General features: G+C 42.1%; 15 protein-coding genes. 13 read left to right on the top strand and 2 right to left on the bottom strand.

All coding sequences use genetic code 11. The annotated features are described in order from the left end of the window. Positions 1–36: 36 nt before the first annotated feature. The 6 genes from BAE31_RS07460 to BAE31_RS07435 all read left to right on the top strand — a co-directional run bounded on the left by BAE31_RS07460 (position 37) and on the right by BAE31_RS07435 (position 7,825). On the top strand, positions 37–1,494 hold the full coding sequence (locus tag BAE31_RS07460) for a tagaturonate reductase (protein WP_076840005.1): 1,458 nt from the start codon (positions 37–39) through the stop codon (positions 1,492–1,494). Continuing rightward, complete coding sequence (locus tag BAE31_RS07455) at positions 1,491–2,984, top strand: UxaA family hydrolase (protein WP_076840003.1); 1,494 nt, start codon at positions 1,491–1,493, stop codon at positions 2,982–2,984. Before BAE31_RS07460 ends, BAE31_RS07455 begins: the two co-directional genes overlap by 4 nt. Before the next feature lie 20 nt (positions 2,985–3,004). Then, positions 3,005–4,420 carry a glycoside hydrolase family 28 protein gene (locus BAE31_RS07450; protein WP_076840001.1) on the top strand — a complete coding sequence of 472 codons (1,416 nt, stop codon included), beginning with the start codon at positions 3,005–3,007 and terminating at the stop codon, positions 4,418–4,420. 147 nt (positions 4,421–4,567) lie between these two features. Then, complete coding sequence (locus BAE31_RS07445) at positions 4,568–5,518, top strand: ABC transporter substrate-binding protein (protein WP_024426031.1); 951 nt, start codon at positions 4,568–4,570, stop codon at positions 5,516–5,518. Continuing rightward, on the top strand, positions 5,484–6,542 hold the full coding sequence (locus tag BAE31_RS07440; RefSeq protein ID WP_076839999.1) for a FecCD family ABC transporter permease: 1,059 nt from the start codon (positions 5,484–5,486) through the stop codon (positions 6,540–6,542). Before BAE31_RS07445 ends, BAE31_RS07440 begins: the two co-directional genes overlap by 35 nt. Then, on the top strand, positions 6,539–7,825 hold the full coding sequence (locus tag BAE31_RS07435; protein WP_076839997.1) for a heme ABC transporter ATP-binding protein: 1,287 nt from the start codon (positions 6,539–6,541) through the stop codon (positions 7,823–7,825). Before BAE31_RS07440 ends, BAE31_RS07435 begins: the two co-directional genes overlap by 4 nt. 160 nt (positions 7,826–7,985) lie before the next feature. On the opposite strand, the gene BAE31_RS07430 is transcribed toward BAE31_RS07435, so the two are convergent. Next, on the bottom strand, positions 7,986–8,306 hold the full coding sequence (locus BAE31_RS07430) for a putative quinol monooxygenase (protein ID WP_076839995.1): 321 nt from the start codon (positions 8,304–8,306) through the stop codon (positions 7,986–7,988). A 259-nt stretch (positions 8,307–8,565) separates the two neighbouring features. Here BAE31_RS07430 and BAE31_RS07425 point away from each other — a divergent pair, with 259 nt between their 5' ends. The 7 genes from BAE31_RS07425 (at position 8,566) to liaR (ending at position 13,838) form a co-directional block, all read left to right on the top strand. Continuing rightward, positions 8,566–9,135 carry a cob(I)yrinic acid a,c-diamide adenosyltransferase gene (locus BAE31_RS07425; RefSeq protein ID WP_076839994.1) on the top strand — a complete coding sequence of 190 codons (570 nt, stop codon included), beginning with the start codon at positions 8,566–8,568 and terminating at the stop codon, positions 9,133–9,135. Positions 9,136–9,299: 164 nt separating this feature from the next. Beyond that, positions 9,300–9,692 (top strand): hypothetical protein, encoded by a 393-nt coding sequence (locus tag BAE31_RS07420; RefSeq protein ID WP_076839992.1) that lies wholly within the window; start codon positions 9,300–9,302, stop codon positions 9,690–9,692. Positions 9,693–9,707: 15 nt separating this feature from the next. Further along, positions 9,708–10,376, top strand: coding sequence for a stress responsive protein LiaH (gene liaH, locus BAE31_RS07415; protein WP_024423427.1), 669 nt, complete (start codon positions 9,708–9,710; stop codon positions 10,374–10,376). Positions 10,377–10,480: 104 nt separating this feature from the next. Next, positions 10,481–11,350: a LiaG family protein gene (liaG, locus tag BAE31_RS07410; protein WP_041107741.1), complete on the top strand. Its 870-nt coding sequence runs from the start codon at positions 10,481–10,483 to the stop codon at positions 11,348–11,350. 3 nt (positions 11,351–11,353) lie between these two features. Next, positions 11,354–12,145: a cell wall-active antibiotics response protein LiaF gene (gene liaF / locus BAE31_RS07405; RefSeq protein WP_169510657.1), complete on the top strand. Its 792-nt coding sequence runs from the start codon at positions 11,354–11,356 to the stop codon at positions 12,143–12,145. After that, entirely contained in the window at positions 12,142–13,206 is a 1,065-nt protein-coding gene (liaS, locus tag BAE31_RS07400; protein ID WP_024426016.1) for a two-component system sensor histidine kinase LiaS, read from the top strand. The genes liaF and liaS overlap by 4 nt, the downstream gene beginning before the upstream one ends. Continuing rightward, positions 13,203–13,838 (top strand): two-component system response regulator LiaR, encoded by a 636-nt coding sequence (gene liaR, locus BAE31_RS07395; RefSeq protein WP_076839991.1) that lies wholly within the window; start codon positions 13,203–13,205, stop codon positions 13,836–13,838. The genes liaS and liaR overlap by 4 nt, the downstream gene beginning before the upstream one ends. A gap of 42 nt (positions 13,839–13,880) precedes the next feature. Here liaR and BAE31_RS07390 read toward each other — a convergent pair whose 3' ends face one another. Then, positions 13,881–14,249: a hypothetical protein gene (locus BAE31_RS07390; RefSeq protein WP_039181321.1), complete on the bottom strand. Its 369-nt coding sequence runs from the start codon at positions 14,247–14,249 to the stop codon at positions 13,881–13,883. Positions 14,250–14,275 lie beyond the last annotated feature (26 nt).

Genomic DNA, 14,275 nt, shown 5'->3' with positions numbered 1-14,275 from the left:
TTCACGTGTGCATATTTCTTGGAGAGGGGAATCCATTTGAAACGATTATCAAAAGCCATATACCCGGCGGCTGAGTATCCGGAAACGATTTTGCAGATTGGCGAAGGAAATTTTATGCGAGGATTTATCAATTGGCACATCCAGAAGCTGAACGACTGCACAGATTTTAAAGGAAGAGCGGTTGTTGTTCCTCCACGAAAAGGATCGGTAGCAACCTTAAATGAACAAGATGGCTTGTACACATTATGTATTCAGGGATATCATGACCAGCAAGAAATGAATGAACGTATGATCATCCAATCGATTAGCAGAGGAATTAGTACGTATACGGATTACGAGGAGTTTTTACACGTAGCGGAAAACCCGAATCTTCGCTTTGTCTTCTCAAACACGACAGAGGCAGGACTTGTGTTCAGAAAAGAGGATCGTTTGGAGGATCGGCCGCAAGCCAGTTTTCCAGGAAAGCTGACAGCGTTCTTGTATCACCGGTTTAAAGCATTTGCTGGAGATGAGCAGAAAGGACTGATCATTCTGCCTTGTGAATTGGTTGAACAAAATGGTGATCGATTGAAGGAATATGTGATCAGTATGGCAGATGAGTGGGAACTGCCGCCTGCGTTTATTACATGGATTAAGGAAGCCAACACGTTTTGTAATACACTTGTGGACCGGATTGTCCCTGGATTCTCTAAGGAAGCGGCTGAAATTGTAGAAAAGGAGGAAGGGTATATCGACGAATTGCTTGTCACGGCAGAATATTATCATCTTTTTGTCATTGAAGCGCCTGCCTTTGTGCAAAAGGAGCTCCCATTTCAAGAAGCAGGATTAAATGTACTTTTTGTAGAGGATATTGCGCCTTATCGTATGAGCAAGGTACGAATTTTAAATGGTGCACATACAGCGATGGTGCCGATTGCCTATTCATGCGGTTTAGAAACTGTAAAAGAAGCTGTGGATGATGAGCATGTTGGTCCGTTCGTCCGGCGTATGCTGGAGGAGGAAGTACTTCCAGGGCTTGAACTCCCTGAAGATGAGCTTCTTCTTTATACACAATCCGTTTGGGATCGTTTTTGCAATCCATTTGTAAAGCATCAATTGCTGGATATTGCACTGAATGGGGTATCCAAATTCCGAACCCGTAATCTTCCGTCATTGCTTGATTATGTTGAACGAAAGAAACAGCTGCCAATGAAACTTGTGTTTTCACTTAGCAGTCTCATTTATTTCTACAGAGCACATGCAGGAAGGGTCAAAGATGATGAAACTGTGCTAACGCTCATGAAGGAAGCATGGGAAGAGGAAAACCATTCTAATGAAGGAGTTGCAGCGAAAATTCTTTCATGCGAGTCATTATGGGGCAGAGATTTAACGGATATAAATGGATTGAGTCAAGCTGTAGCTGATCAGCTTACCCTCATACAGACGCATGGGATGAGAGCGGCTGTTCATCGAATGATGCCTAATCAATATGAAAGTCAGGGGGAGAAAGCATGAAAGACTTTATTGTCATCCACCCTTCAGATAATGTCGGTATTGCTTTAAAAGAGCTTGAGCAAGGGGAGGAGCTGCAGCATCAAGGACATACGATTATCTTAAAAGAGACCGTCGCCAAAGGTCATAAGTTTGCATTGGCTGAAATCAAGCAAAGAGAGAATATTATCAAATATGGCTATCCCATTGGTCATGCAGTGACTGCCATTTCTGCTGGAGAATGGGTGCATACGCATAATATCAAAACCAATCTATCTGGCAAGCTAGAATACGAATACCAGCCTTCATTATCAGAAAACCCCTATGAAAAAACGAATCTTACATTTAAAGGATATAAACGAAAAAATGGAGGAAGCGGAATCCGCAATGAGCTTTGGATTGTTCCTACCGTTGGATGCGTGAATGGTATCGCCGATCAAATGATCCAAATATTCACCGCTGAAATGGGTGGAAACATCCATCCTTTTGAAACAGCCCTCGTATTAAAGCACAATTATGGCTGCTCACAGCTTGGGGACGATCATGAAAATACCAAAATCATTTTACAAAATGCGGTGAAGCATCCTAACGCTGGAGGAGTACTCGTTCTTGGACTTGGCTGTGAAAACAATGACATTGAGGATTTTCAGTCCACTTTAGGTGAATATGACCGTACGAGAGTGAAATTTTTAAGAAGCCAAGAAGTAGGAGATGAGATAGAAACGGGAGTCGCTTTACTCAAGGAAATTTATGATGCGGCGAAAGAAGATCATCGTGAAGACATTCCGTTATCTGAGCTGAAAATTGGCTTGAAGTGCGGAGGATCAGATGGATTCTCTGGTATTACCGCAAATCCGCTTTTAGGCAGACTGTCCGATTTTATTGTAGCTCAAGGCGGCACGACAGTGTTAACAGAAGTGCCAGAAATGTTTGGTGCTGAAACGATTTTAATGGAGAGAGCGGAATCAGAAAAGACTTTCGACAATATTGTGCAAATGATCAATGACTTTAAACAATACTTCATGGATCATCGACAGCCGGTATATGAAAATCCTTCCCCGGGAAATAAAGCAGGTGGAATTTCGACATTAGAGGATAAATCTCTTGGCTGTACACAAAAAGCAGGTACTTCTGATATTAAAGATGTATTGAAATATGGAGAGCTGCTGAAACAAAAGGGATTGAACCTATTAAGTGCACCTGGTAATGATTTGGTTGCTTCATCTGCACTGGCTGCTTCTGGTTGTCAAATGGTCTTGTTTACAACAGGCCGGGGGACACCATTTGGTACGTTTGTGCCAACAATGAAGATCTCAACCAACACAGCCTTATATGAAACAAAAAAGCACTGGATTGACTTTAATGCTGGAGAACTGCTTGAAGATGTACCGGAAGATGTTGTATTAGAAAAATTCATTTCAACTGTCATTGATGTGGCGAGCGGGAAGCTGTTAAATCATGAAAAAAACAATTTTAGAGAGCTGGCTATTTTCAAAACAGGTGTCACACTTTAAGTCGACTGGGGGATGAGTACGTGTCTAAAAAACGGGATTTGATGTATATCACAGCAGGAACGGTACTAACTGGAGTTGGAATTGCTCGTTTAGCAAAGCAAGGGAAGAAAGATAAAAAAGTAAACGGAATTGATCAAGTGCTAAAGCAGATAAAAGCACCGCAGTTCCCAGATCGTGAATTGAATGTGGTGCATTATGGAGCAGATGCGGAAGGGCAAGAGCTTTCAACAAATGCTATTCAGTCTGCCATTGATGATGCGCACCGGTTGAAAGGGGGGCGGGTGCTGATCCCAGCAGGGACATTTATGACAGGTGCTTTAGAATTGAAAAGCAATGTAGAACTTCATCTGCATGAGAAAGCCTATGTGACATTCAGCCAAGACCCAAGGGATTACTTGCCTCTTGTACTGACAAGATATGAAGGGGTTGAACTTTATAATTATTCACCTCTCATTTATGCACACCATGCAGAAAACATCGCTATAACGGGAGCCGGAACGCTTGATGGCAGAGGGGATGAGCATCATTGGTGGCCTTGGAAGTATGGGACAAATGGCCAGCCCTCTCAGGATCGGGATCGCCAGCTTTTATTTGAAATGGCGGAAAAGAGAATACCGGTAGAAGAAAGGATATTTGGAGAAGATCATTATTTAAGGTCGAGCTTTATTCAGCCATACCAATGTCAGCATGTGCTAATCGAAGGAGTGACAGTGAAGGATTCACCGATGTGGCAAATTCATCCTGTGTTAAGTGATAACGTCATCGTCCGCGGCGTTAAAATCATTGGGCATGGACCAAACACAGATGGTGTCAATCCGGAATCATGCCGGAATGTGCTCATTGAAGATTGTTATTTTGATAACGGAGATGATTGTATTGCCATCAAATCGGGCAGAAACGAGGATGGACGGAGAATAGGGATTCCATCTGAAAACATTGTCATTCGTAGAAATGAGATGCGGGATGGACACGGCGGTGTGACGATCGGGAGCGAGATCTCTGGCGGGGTAAAGTATGTTTATGCAGAAGATAATGTCATGGACAGTCCGAACCTTGACCGGGCACTGCGTATTAAAACCAACTCTGTCAGAGGCGGCACCATTGAACATATTTATTTTAAAAACAATACAGTGAAAAGTCTAAAGCATGAAGTGATCTGTATCGACATGATGTATGAGGAAGGAGATGCTGGTCCGCACCGTCCTGTTGTACGTCATATTGAAGTAGAAGGACTCAAAAGCAGCGGCGGGCGATATGGTGTGAAAATAGCCGCATACGCACATTCTCCTGTGACACATTTTAAAATGAAGGATTGTGTCATAGATGATGTGGCGTATCCCTTATCTTTAGAGCATGCCGTTTCTCCTGCTTTTCAGAAAGTCGTCATCAATGGAGAACAAATCAATTCATTGAAGAGTGAAAAACAGTCTTTTTAGAGGCTGTTTTTTTGTTTTAGGAACAGAAAAGACGCTTTTAGAAATCACATATACAACCTATCTGCACTGTAGTATAATATTCCCGAAATTAGAAAAGAATTGACGAAAGAGATTTCGTTAAGCAGTACATAAACAGGGGGTTCACTCATGAAAAAGTTAACAGCTATTTGGCTATCGTTATTGCTTGTGATGGGTGTTTTAGCAGGATGTGCAGGCGCTGAGACAGATCACAAAGCAAAAGGGTCACAAAATAAAGAAACGGCCACTGCGGCATTTCCAGTATCAATAAAAGATGCAGCTGGCAAAACAGTTGAAATCAAAGAACAGCCTAAACGAATTGTTTCGTTAATTCCAAGTAATACGGAAGTTGCTTATGCACTCGGTCTTGGAGATAAAATGGTTGGACGATCAGACTTTGACAATTATCCAAAGGAAGTCGAAAAGGTAGAGAAGATTGGCGGACTTGAATTCAATGTCGAGAAGGTCATTTCCTTAAAGCCAGATCTTGTCTTAGCACATGCATCTCAGATGGGATCAAAAGATGGATTTAAACAGCTTGAAGATGCAGGGATCCAAGTGCTGACTGTAAATGATGCAACGTCCTTTAAGGATGTGTACAAATCAATCAATATGATCGGTGAAGCAGCTGGCGTGAAAGAAGCATCAACAAAGCTTGTAGACGAAATGAAAACAAAGCTGAATGATATCAAGAAACAAGCAGAGGGGATTTCGAAAGACAAGCAAAAAACAGTCTTTGTCGAAGTGTCAGGTGCACCTGAAATCTATACAACTGGTAAAAATACATTTATGGATGAAATGCTTTCTGTTATCCATGCCAAAAATGCTGCAGGCGATCAAACTGGGTGGGTGCAAATGACAGAAGAATCGATCATCAAGCGAAATCCTGATGTTATCGTGACAATTGATGGTTCCAGCTTAGCTGACTTGAAGAAAAGAGACGGCTGGAATGCAATGAAAGCAGTGAAAGAAAAACAAGTCTTTCAATTGAATACGGATCTCGCATCAAGACCGGGACCGCGATTGGTTGAAGGAGTCGAGGCTCTTGCGAAAAACGTCTATCCTGATACGTTCAAATAAATTGACCATCGCATATACACTAAGTGTTTTACTTCTTGTGATGAGCATTGGAATGGGAATCTCCTTTGGAAGCTTAGGGATTCCCATTCCTTCTATTCTTCGTATATTTGTTCATGAACTATTCGGAGTGCAGTTTGGAACCATTGATTCTATCGATCGCAATATTATGATGAACATTCGGCTGCCAAGAGTCATATTAGCGGCATTAGTCGGAGCAGCACTTGCGTTATCTGGTGCAGCTTTTCAAGGTTTATTAAAAAATCCTCTTGCTGACCCTTATACGCTGGGGGTATCTCAAGGGGCATCAGTTGGAGCCGTAGCGACCCTGTTTTTCAGCTTGCAGCTCCCGCTTTTTGGCAGTTTCACACTGCCATTATTCAGTATGACAACAGCGCTTGTGACCCTCTGTCTCGTTCTCTTTTTTGCGCGTCTTGTTCATCGGGGGATGAGCATATCTTCTTTAATTTTGACAGGAGTAATTTTCAGCTCTTTTTTGGGTGCGCTCATTTCATTGATGATTGCTTTAACAGGTGATGATCTAAAAGAGATCATTCATTGGCTGCTTGGCAGTGTGTCCATGAGGGGCTGGCGTTATATTGTGCTTTTTCTTCCTTTCTTTCTTGTTGGGACCTTTGCGTTAATGTTGATGGGACGAGATTTGAATGTGATGACGTATGGCGAGGAGAAGGCAAAGCTATTAGGTGTACATGTGAAAAGGAGCAAATATATTGTGCTGCTGGCGGGCTCGATCCTGACCGGAAGTGCAGTAGCGGTATCAGGGACGATCGGTTTTGTAGGTCTTGTGATTCCTCATTTTATCCGTCTCTTAACTATTACGGATCATCGGCATCTACTGCCTTTGTCTATGCTGAATGGTGCTTCCTTTCTTGTATTAGCAGATGTGTTATCCCGTACCATCATTGAGCCGACTGAATTACCGATTGGCATCATTACTGCGTTAATTGGTGCACCTGTATTTGGCATCATCCTCATTCGTAAATATAGAGGGGGGACGCACGTATGATTCAAGTGAAGGAAATCAGAGGTGGATATGGAGAGAAAGAGGTCATTCGTGGCATTAATCTTGAAGTAAAGCAAGGAGAATTTCTCGGTATACTCGGACCAAACGGGAGCGGTAAGACGACCCTTCTTAAAATGATGGCAGGGATTTTAGCACCTATGAGCGGTGAAGTACGTCTCGGCGGTCACCTTATTCAATCCTATCAGCCAAAGACGCTTGCGCAAAAGATGGCAGTTCTGCCGCAGAAAACGGACCAAGCTTTTTCATTTACGGTGGAAGAAACCGTCCAATTTGGCCGTTATCCATATCAAAAAGGGTGGCTGCAATCTGTCACGCAAGAAGATGTGCAGGTCGTCACCAAAGTCATGGAACAAACGGGTGTTGCACAGTTTAAGGATCAATCCATCCACGAGTTAAGCGGAGGAGAACAGCAGCGTGTGTATTTAGCACAGGCATTGGCGCAGCAGCCTGAATATTTATTGCTGGATGAACCAACGAGTTTCCTTGATTTAGCCTATCAAAAAGATTTGCTTGATTTAATTAAAGAAGAAACTGCTTCCTCTAGATTAACGGTCATTGGCGTATTCCATGATGTAAACATCGCCAGTTTATATTGTGATCGGCTGCTGCTGCTTCATGAAGGAAAGACAGACATGTTAGGAATGCCGCATCACGTCTTGACCACTGAACGAATCAACCGTGTGTATGAAACAAATGTGACACCGCTCCAGCATCCATTTAGGGCTAACCCTCAGCTGATGGTTGAGCCTGCAGCCCCTTCTAAAGCATCAATTGTAAACATAGCGGATGGCTGGAGGACATATGGCTCAGAAGGGATGACGTTTTCCATTAATCAGCCTCTTCGCATCCTTTCCTCACATAAGAAAAACGGCGGGTTCTTTTGGGAAAGGTCTATTGGAACGGGGACGAAGACGCTTCATGAGCAGCTAGAGTCAGCTGAAGATATGCTGTTTTTCGAGCAAGCTAACGGATTAGCACAATTTGCCGCAGAAGACGCCAAAGACGATATGATCCTTTACGGCATGCTTCAGCAAGAAGCGTTGACCATTTGGCTTATCCTAAAACGATCTTTAGCAGACGGCGCAGCTGTTCAGCTTATGGGGCAGCTTATGCACATCATGAAGCAAGAAACAAGCATTCCAATCCATCATCTGTGCATCGCTGCACTCAATACGCAAGAAACGGAAGATGCTGACCATTTACACGTAAGATTAGGACAAAAGGTACAAAGGCTTCTTCAAACGTTGAATGTCATTCAAAAGTGAATGTACAATTATATTTAGGTTAGTTGAGTAAGACAGTTGATATTAAAAGGACTACACATATCTAAAATGTGTAGTCCTTACAATACTTCTTAATCTTTGTTTTAAATAGGAAAAAAATTGCAACAATGCCGGCTAGTTCTAATTTTATATCTAAGGTGGTTTAATTCTTATTAGATGAAATGCCCTTTCCGCCTTTTGTTATTAAAGTGCTGATTCTTTCCATACCAGTCATGATTGGTTTTGCACGGCTTATTAATGTTTGGGTAGCTTCGAGACCTAGAGACGCTTGATGGGCATCTTCATTTGCCCACACTTCATAAACATAAACAGAACTTGGTTCATTCTCGGAAATATTCACAAGATATATGTCACATTCATCCAAATTCTTCATTGATTCTGCTGCTTCTAACAGAATATCAACCATTTTTTCTTTTTCGCCTTCTTGTACCAAAAACTTGTTAAATAAACTAAATTTACTCATACCATCCTCCTTCATTTTGTCTTAATCATGTTTTACATTATAAACTATATCTTCAATCACTATTTTATAATGAAATAAAAAGGATGGTTTGCCTTCATAATGGACTATCTATCCTATTATTTAATATCTTAATTTAACAAATGGTTCACTTTTCTGTTTCATTGATGACATTCATTCATCATGATTTAGTAAAACAACTGCATCTTCTTCAGTTCGGGTTATACTAAAAAGACAAAGTAGTAGAAAAGAGGGAAAACCGTTGAAACTTTATACGAAAACCGGGGATCAGGGCCAAACAGGCTTGATCGGCGGAAGAGCCGATAAAGATGATGTGAGAGTAGAGGCATATGGTACGTTAGATGAGGCGAATAGCTTCATTGGACTTGCACATGCAAAGTTACGGCAGCATGGCGAATTGTTTCAGGATCTTTTGTCAGAGCTGATCGTTATTCAGCATGAGCTGTTTGACTGCGGCGGTGATTTGGCAGCAGTGACACCACGTAAGGAAGGCAAATTAACAGAAGCCTCTGTGACAATTCTTGAGCAAAGAATGGATGTCTATGTTGAAGAGGCCGCGCCGCTCACCAAGTTTATTTTACCGGGCGGTCAGGAAGGCGCTGCTCTCTTACATGTAGCGCGGACAGTCGTCAGAAGAGCAGAGCGGCATATTGTGACGCTTGCGAAACAGGAGGAGATTCCAGCCGTTGCACTCACATACGTAAACCGTCTCTCCGACTATTTATTTGCAGCCGCCCGAATCGTGAATCATCGGCTTGGTGAAGCTGATGTTGAATATGAACGAAGTGCCGACGTGTTTCGTTCTAAATAAGGAAAGCACTCTTCAAATAGAAGAGTGCTTTTTTATTAGGTTCTGCCGCTCAGTCTGAGCATTGTTACGACTCTAGTCGCAATCAAAGATCAATCTGTGACACGTTTTGCCGGCTTTCTTTTTTGACTATAGTTAAAGCAAGGAGCAAGAAAGGAGGCATGAAGATGAAAATAACAAGTAAAACCATTATCGGTTCAATTTTATTGTTTGTCGGTTTATCCATCTTCTTTGGTGGTTCATTTGGTGGACTGATCCCGGTTTTAATTGGGGCAGGCCTCATCTATGTAGGTGTTAAAAAATACGAAAAAGGCAGTAAAACCTTAGGGATCATTCTAGCAGTCATTGGTGTACTAATCGTCGTGCAATTTCTGCCGTTTATACTCGGCATCGCATTTGCAGGGGTACTTCTTTATTTTGGCTGGTCGATGATCAATGGTGAATCTACCAAAAACTCATCAAGCAGAGCATATATGGAGCCAAACACGGCACCTAATACGGAAGAACCGATTCATACGTCTTTTGATCAAGAATGGGAAGACTTTTTAAAGAAAAAATAAAGGGAGGAATATCAAATGGTATTAAGAAGAGTAAGAGATATGTTTGTTGCAACTGTCAATGAAGGTTTAGATAAATTGGAGAATCCGCGTGTCATGCTGAATCAATACGTTCGTGATATGGAGGATGATGTTGCGAAAGCGAAACATGCCATCATCAAACAGCAAACGATTCAGCAAGGCTTCCTGCGAAAAGCAGAAGAGACGGAAGCATTTGCTGAAAAGCGAAAGAAACAGGCCGAACTGGCATATCATGCGGGAGAAGAGGAGCTTGCACGAAAAGCGCTCACAGAAATGAAGTATTTTGAAGAAAAGCACAACGAATATCAGGAAGCCTACCAGCAATCTGTGAAACAATTGAAAGAGCTGAAAGAGCAATTGCAGCACTTAGAAACGAAGCTGCGTGATATAAAAGACAAGAAGCAGGCACTGATTGCAAGAGCCAATGCCGCACAGGCAAAGCAGCATATGAATGATTCCATCAATAAAGTAGACAGTGAAAGTGCATATAAAGAGTTTCTCCGAATGGAGAACCGTATTGAAGAAATGGAAACAAAAGCAGGCAGCTATGCACAATTTGCAGATCAAGGGGCATATGCTCATTTAGATTATGCCGATGAGGTTGAAAAAGAATGGCAGAAGCTCAAGCTCGAGAAAAAGCCTGAACAACAGCAAGCAAACGTATAGAGATCACATCGGAAGAAAAGCAGGCTTTTTCTTCCGATATTTGATTTCTTTCTGTTTCGCTTTTCCTTATAATGAAAAGGTCAGAAGATAAAGGGATGGTATGAATGAAGCGATTAATCGGTCTAATTTGTATACTGGTAGGTATCTTTTTAATGATTGGCATGCTTTTCAAAAATGAAAATCTCTTTCATTTAAGTTTTTCCCGTGAAAAACCAGTGACAACAGCTTCAGCGAAAAAAGAGGAGATTGATCAATTAGATATTTCTCTTTCTGGGTTTCGCGTGAAGGTAAAACCTGAAAATCGTTCCGATATTTCCGTGACTGCTGTCAATGGAAAAGGGAAAATGTATGCGGAGCAAACAGGCGGTACGTTCAAAATTCGTGCTGAAAATAAAAGCTTCTTGTTTTTTACTCAATTTGAAAAAGGAGAGCTTTTAGTTAAAATTCCAACAGATTATCATAAAAATGTGAAGATTACGGGTGGAAGCGGCGTCAGTGAGATTGACGGAGAAGGAAAGCTGTCCCTTCAAGATGTGATACTCAAATCAACGAGCGGAAACCTCACAGCCGAGAATTTCTCAGCAAAAAATGTAGAAATCAAAGCAACCTCTGGCAGACTGGCAGTGTCGCACATTGATGCGAAGGATAGTGATATTGGGGCAACTTCAGGGCGTGCTGATATTAATGATGTCAAAGGCGAGCTGCAATTGGGCATGACAAGCGGCCGATTGACAGCAAGTTTTGATACAATTGAGTCACCTGTCTCCTTTCATATGACATCAGGGAGCGCGAAATTTAATTTGCCAGATGACGGAGATTTCAACGTTCAGGTGAAAAAAACAAGTGGAAGCGTCGATCACTCGTATGACTTTGATCAAGTGGATAGTGAAGGTCGAGGCTTTACAGGTACGCGGGGAAAAGGGACACATTTAGTCGATATTGAAATGACAAGTGGTAACCTCAAGCTGCGGTAATGAATGAAAGAAAGGAAGGAGGCGAGTCAACTGCGTTTTACAAGGAATCAAATTTTAGGCATCATTGTCGTGATATTTGGTATTAATTTATTTCTCAAAATTATTGGGATCGGAGCAGATTTGTTTTGGCCTGTGTTTTTTGCGCTGGCGGGTTATTGGCTGCACTCACGATCCAAACGTTGGCTCGGTTCAGTTTCCTATATTTTTGCCGGCTTTCTCTTCTTAAAATTTCTGCTCAATATTACATTTAGTTTAACAGGTTACCTATTTGCGGCCTTTTTGATTTATGCCGGCTATCGCTTATTGAAAAATAAACCTGTTTTTGATGTCGATAAAAAGGAAACATCAGAAGACGGGAAGCCTTCACTGAAAGTCAATCTTGAAAAAAAGAGCGATCAGAAGAAAACAAAAAGCCAGACAAAGCCGCGCAAAGAGCATGACTTTTTTATTGGTGAAGTCAGGCTGATGAAAAAGCCGTTTCAATTAAGTGATTTGACCATTTCAGGTTTTATTGGCGATGTTAAAATCGATTTATCAAAGGCGATCATCGCAGAAGAAGAGAGTACGATCGTGATTAGCGGGCTGATCGGAGATGTGGATATTTACGTACCGCAGGATATTGAAGTATGTGTGAGTGCTTCCGCCGCGATTGGTGATATGAAAATCATAGATGAAAAAAGAAGCGGGTTCGGCAGTAAAGTGTACGTGATGACCAACGATTACGATGAGAGCAAAAGAAAAGTGAAAATCTCCATCTCTCTGCTGATCGGAGATGTGGATGTGAGATATTTATGAGGAAATTGCATTTAGGTCTCCAGTGGCAATCTGTTCGTCTTGGCGTCGGCATCTCGCTCGGTGTTGTGACGATGACGACACTGCCGATGTTTTTTTATTATCAGCTTGATCCGATGATCCTGCTTTCTACCCGCTGGTTTGGGATACCGTTTTTTTGTATTTTACTCATCGTTAGTCTTGCGATTGGGATTTCTGCCGGGAGTGTATTTGGCTATCAGCATAAGAAACGCCTTGATCAGCTTGTAGAGTCGATTTTGAAATTTGAAAATGGAAACTTTGCATACAGACTGCCGTCTCTTGGCGACGATGAAATTGGCTTAGCCGCCGATCAATTAAATGAAATGGCGAAGCGGGTCGAAGGGCAAGTAGCCTCTTTGCAAAAGCTCTCTAATGAACGGGCTGAATGGCAGGTTCAAATGAAGAAATCGGTCGTCTCAGAAGAGCGCCAGCGGCTTGCACGAGAGCTCCATGATGCAGTCAGTCAGCAGTTATTTGCGATTTCGATGATGACTTCAGCTATTCTTGAAGGCATGAAGGAAAAGGACGAAAAGATATTAAAGCAAATGCAGCTTGTCGAACGAATGGCTGGTGATGCACAAAATGAGATGCGTGCTCTTCTGCTTCACCTAAGACCGATCACGCTAGAAGGAAAAGACCTGAAAAAAGGCTTAATTGAGCTGCTAAATGAATTCCAAGCAAAGCAGCCGATTGATATTGATTGGGAAATCGAAGATGATGTTCCGTTATCTAAAGGAGTAGAGGACCACCTCTTCCGAATTGTGCAAGAAGCCCTGTCTAATGTATTTAGGCATGCAAAGGCGACAAAGGTAACTGTGCGCCTGCTCATAAGAAACCGGCAAGTGCAGCTAAAGATTATTGATAATGGTATCGGCTTTCAAACAGATCATGTGAAGACAGCCTCCTACGGACTTGAATCGATTCGAGAGAGAACAAGTGAAGTAGGCGGTGTCGCAGAGATTATGTCATTTGAGGGAAAAGGCACACAAATTGATGTGAAGGTTCCCATTTTTGATGAAGGAAAAGGAGAGAACGTTCGATGATTCGAGTGCTTTTAATCGACGATCATGAAATGGTGAGAATGGGGCTTGCGGCCTTTTTAGAGGCGCAGTCTGATATTGAAGTCATTGGTGAAGCGTCAGATGGACAAAAAGGTGTAGAGCTAGCCGTTGAGTTAAAGCCAGATGTGATTTTAATGGATCTTGTCATGGAAGGGATGGATGGCATCGAAGCAACGAAAAGAATTTGTCAAGAAATTGAAGATGCTAGAATCATCGTTCTGACGAGCTTTATTGACGATGATAAAGTCTATCCGGTGATTGAAGCGGGTGCTTTAAGCTATTTATTAAAAACATCCAAGGCAGGAGAAATTGCTGATGCCATCAGATCTGCAAGTATCGGCGAACCAAGACTTGAATCAAAAGTGGCTGGAAAGGTCATGAATAAACTCCGTCATTCATCAAATGGGTCCATCCTTCACGATTCATTAACAGCAAGAGAAATGGAGATCTTGAAGCTGATTGCGGATGGGAAATCGAATAAGGTCATTGCCGAGGAATTATATATTACAATTAAAACGGTGAAGACCCATATTACCAACATTCTTTCCAAACTTGATGTGGAAGATCGAACGCAAGCGGCTGTGTATGCGCACCGTCATAAGCTGATTCAATAAAAAAACAGCTTTCATGTGAAAGCTGCTAGAACATGCGTAAAATTAGTCCTTCTGTCCTGTGATCGGACGTTCGGATAGTTGATGGAGCTCAGGAACTGGAAAAGCCTCCTGCTCCTTGGCCGATTTTTCTTCCAGGGTTTTCTTCATTTCGGATAAAAGCTTTACGCTCTCCTTTGCTGCTGCCGCTTTTTTTTCCTGCAAATCAATGATCTGTGAAAGTCCGACGAATAATCCGCCTCCCAACAGAAGGAGCGCAGGGGTTTGTCCATAATAAACCACGATCAAAAATGTGCTTGAAAAGCTGTCGGCTTCAATGAAGAAATCTTCTTTTGATTGCATGAATACAACGATTAACAGAAGTATCCCTAGAATCAAAAATAGAATGCCGGCCGAAAGTAAAGCTCGTTTCATGATTGACACCCTTTTTTTCTTACCAT

The sequence above is a fragment of the Bacillus sp. I-2 genome (assembly GCF_001974945.1).
Classification (GTDB): Bacteria; Bacillota; Bacilli; order Bacillales; family Bacillaceae; genus Bacillus; species Bacillus safensis.
The sequence above is the reverse complement of the archived record's forward strand: the minus strand, read 5'-3'. Positions and strand labels throughout refer to the sequence as shown.